Below are 3,138 nucleotides of genomic sequence, written 5' to 3' on the forward strand. Positions count from 1 at the left end.
CAACGCTATCCTATACCCCAACAAAGTGCTTGCCTGACTTGTCGGTAATCTCCGGAGAGGATGTCAACAAGTGCGATCGCGCCCTAGTCACAAGTCGGGCAAGCTCCTGTGAGGAATTGAGTGCGATAGGGAAGCGCCGACCTGTCAGTTCGCTCTTTTATTATCTGAAATCGTAGAGAGCGATCGCGCTGATTGCAGTTGAGGTTATGAAGATGCGATCGCAAGAGATTATTGCCAAAGCGCGATCGCTCTTTTCTTCCCCCAACAAAACAAACCGGGTTTTTCCGTTCGCGCAGCGTGCCGTAGGCAATCGCCTTTACCTCTTAACCGATATCTTGTGCAAAAACCCGGTTTCTGAACTACAGGCGATCGCACCTCAACCATTCCCCAAAGTTGTGATCGCATCCCTAACAAAAATCCAACCTCCCTAACCCATGCCATCAGGTAACATCCTAACTGCCGCCGATATCCTCAATTTACTTGTCAGTGGAATTGACAAAACCACCTTAGAAACCGAACTCACCGCCTCAGCTTGGATATCCACCCCAGCTAGAGGCGGATCAAAAAGCGGTACCGGCACAATCTGGACTAGCCCAAACAATCAATCTAGCGTCAGAATAATGACTAAACCTGATGATTCATCCTATACCCGCGTTTATAATGGCCCTGGAGGTGGCGCACCGGGAGAACAACCCCTAAACGCATTCGGACAACCTGGAACTCGTGCAGAAACCCATTTTATTCTACTTCCCTAATTTAACCCCAAACCAAACTATGAATTTTGAAGAAATTTGGCAACAATACGACTTTACTGAAGCAGAATTGCTCTCAATGGGATGGCAATTTCCCTATAATTACATCCTCAATCTCAACTACTACTGGGAATTCAATCCAACTAACACAACTTCAGAAATTGCCACCACCGAGCAACCCCTAAAACTTATTCTGAAATCCTGCATTCGGCTTGATATACAACTCAATTCAAATCCTAACGACTTAGAGCTAATCCCGGCTAATCTTGGCACAATTATCGGCTGGGGTAAAGTCACTCCCTCCCCTTGGGTAGAAAACCTCTCGCTTTCCCCTGATGAATGGCTGCATCTATTTTTTGATATCGGTGGAAACAACAAAATTGAAGCACTTTGTCGATCGCTTGTCATCGAACAAATAGCCAAACAATCCTTAGCACTAACTTCGTAATCATTTGAGAAACTAAATCATCAAATATCATCCTATTTGAAGTATGAATTATGATAGCATTATCCCAAAAAACGGCTAAAATTTGGTTGAGCATCACCGAATATCCTTTAGAAGCTATTCCTTCCTCAGCTTATCTTCGTTGCTCCCTGACAACGGCTGTTAAAAACATCCTAGAAAACGGCAACAATTTAGTTATTGCAAAAAGTGTAGATAATCAAGAAAACTTACCTGATATTGAAGTCTTTTTTAACTCAATTCAAACTAGCAACCAGCTTTACAAAGCCTCCCTCTCCCGTCAACTAGCAGCAGACTTACCCCCCGACGTTGAACAAGCCTCCCTCAAAGACGAGCCCAAAGACTGGTTCATCAAAACCGCAGACTTTGGCGACGACTGCGACAGAGTTCTGCAACACCGCGACGGCGAATTCACCCAACTCCTAGAAGACATCGCCCGCTACCATCAAATATTCCAACAAGGCTATGACAAAATCATCCTCTTGCGTCCCCCCACCTACACGGGCTACGATATCCAACTCACCGCCGCCATGCAATGCTTAGGCTACACCAAAGAGCAATTTCAATTCATCATCGTTCAACCGATCAAACTCTACGCCTTCCACAAACCCACCCAGCAAATCCATCCCGTACCAGATCTCCAAGAGATAATTGTGGTAAGGGGTACGACAATTATCCCACTTTTTCCGTAATACTCATGTCTAATAGGAGGTATAAATGTCATTAGACTATGATTTATCCATAGCAACCGATCTGAAGCCGATACAAGCATTACATATTGTGTCCAAAGGGTTTGACCTTGAGTGGGATTCAGCTTCCTCAAATCCCTGCTTGTTTGGTTCAGGAATATTGGTAGGAGCGCACCCTCAGTTAGATATTCGTCAATCTGTTATTGAAGAAGCGTTTGGATTTAGACCGACGATAGATGTGTGGTTTCAGATCAATTCTAATGTGAATTATGAGGGAGGAAAGCATACCTTATTATGGGTAACTATAGAGCTGCTGCGTCAGATTTCAGGAGATGCAGTATTATTATTCAATGGCGAAAGCATAATATTTCAGAGACTCGCAGGACAATTGTTGCTTAATGAAGATTGGCACGATTGGGCTACATCTCATCTTTCAGAAGTGACGCTGCCATTTGAGGTACAGAATCTTCCATCCCCGTTGCTGTAGAGTTTTGATAAAACCATGTCTCAAGTTGGGCTGAAACTTGGAATAGCAATACTTGGAATAATGACATCCACAGCTATGAGTCAATCTCTCGAAGTGGCGAATCTGACCCTAGCACTGACGAATCCGACTATAACTTTTTAAAGGCTGGTGAGCTATATGCACAATCGAAACCAGCATTGCAGCATGGTAATAAATCGCTGAGTTCCGCTCAGTGTGAAGACCTTGCACGCCAAATGAAACAGATTCTCAGTGGAACGGATGATAACAGAGGTGCAATACATTGCTGTGAACTACTCTACAAAAGCGCGGTCGCCAAGAATGCAGAGTTGAGAGTGCGATCGCTTTTAGGAATTAGTGAAAGTGCGATAGCGTTGCGCCGACAAGTCGGTTCGCTCAATTGGGAATTGAGTACGCTCGCATTTGTTATGAGGTAAGAGTGCGATCATTTTTTTGTAGAGTTGAGAATGCGATCGCGCTTTGATTATTGCCAAAGCGCGATCGCTCCTACTTTCCTCCTTCCGAAAGAATATGCGATCGCCTTTTTTCCTCTCATAGAAATAGGCGATCGCCCAACTAGGGTATGCGATCGCGTTGCGCTGACAAGTCAGTTCGCAGTTTGTTTTGCAGATGCTACGCGATCGCGTATCCTGTATGCTCTCGCACTTGGGGCGGATGGAACGCCAGCACAATATGACCTTTAGGCACTCCAGCCGCCACCAGTTCACCCGTGATGCCATCCTCAATGCC

At 45.0% G+C, this 3,138-nt stretch carries 6 protein-coding genes; 5 read left to right on the forward strand and 1 reads right to left on the reverse strand.

Annotation, left to right across the window (positions count from 1 at the left end):
• Positions 1-212 precede the first annotated feature (212 nt).
• From ACFW2W_RS23520 to ACFW2W_RS23540, 5 genes are read left to right on the forward strand one after another with little or no spacing between them, the layout of a single operon-like run.
• A complete protein-coding gene (locus ACFW2W_RS23520; RefSeq protein ID WP_378184062.1) occupies positions 213-431 on the forward strand; it encodes a hypothetical protein in 219 nt (72 codons plus the stop codon).
• A 3-nt stretch (positions 432-434) separates the two neighbouring features.
• Positions 435-755, forward strand: a complete 321-nt coding sequence (locus tag ACFW2W_RS23525; protein ID WP_378184064.1) for a hypothetical protein — start codon at positions 435-437, stop codon at positions 753-755.
• A 19-nt stretch (positions 756-774) separates the two neighbouring features.
• The gene (locus tag ACFW2W_RS23530; RefSeq protein ID WP_378184066.1) at positions 775-1,200 is read left to right on the forward strand and encodes a hypothetical protein; all 426 of its coding nucleotides are present in this window, start codon (positions 775-777) and stop codon (positions 1,198-1,200) included.
• A 50-nt stretch (positions 1,201-1,250) separates the two neighbouring features.
• A complete protein-coding gene (locus tag ACFW2W_RS23535; RefSeq protein WP_378184068.1) occupies positions 1,251-1,907 on the forward strand; it encodes a hypothetical protein in 657 nt (218 codons plus the stop codon).
• A gap of 25 nt (positions 1,908-1,932) precedes the next feature.
• A complete protein-coding gene (locus ACFW2W_RS23540) occupies positions 1,933-2,391 on the forward strand; it encodes a SitI3 family protein (protein ID WP_378184070.1) in 459 nt (152 codons plus the stop codon).
• Positions 2,392-3,021: 630 nt separating this feature from the next.
• Here ACFW2W_RS23540 and ACFW2W_RS23545 read toward each other — a convergent pair.
• Positions 3,022-3,138 (reverse strand): element excision factor XisI family protein (locus ACFW2W_RS23545; RefSeq protein ID WP_378184072.1); only part of this gene is annotated, 117 nt, incomplete at its 5' end.

It is taken from the genome of Coleofasciculus sp. H7-2 (genome assembly GCF_042747725.1).
Taxonomy (GTDB): Bacteria; Cyanobacteriota; Cyanobacteriia; order Cyanobacteriales; family FACHB-T130; genus FACHB-T130.

Coding starts and splice junctions, on each gene's coding strand:
- ACFW2W_RS23520 (WP_378184062.1), top strand. CDS start 213: ATGCGATCGCAAGAGATTATTGCCAAAGCGCGATCGCTCTTTTCTTCC.
- ACFW2W_RS23525 (WP_378184064.1), top strand. CDS start 435: ATGCCATCAGGTAACATCCTAACTGCCGCCGATATCCTCAATTTACTT.
- ACFW2W_RS23530 (WP_378184066.1), top strand. CDS start 775: ATGAATTTTGAAGAAATTTGGCAACAATACGACTTTACTGAAGCAGAA.
- ACFW2W_RS23535 (WP_378184068.1), top strand. CDS start 1,251: ATGATAGCATTATCCCAAAAAACGGCTAAAATTTGGTTGAGCATCACC.
- ACFW2W_RS23540 (WP_378184070.1), top strand. CDS start 1,933: ATGTCATTAGACTATGATTTATCCATAGCAACCGATCTGAAGCCGATA.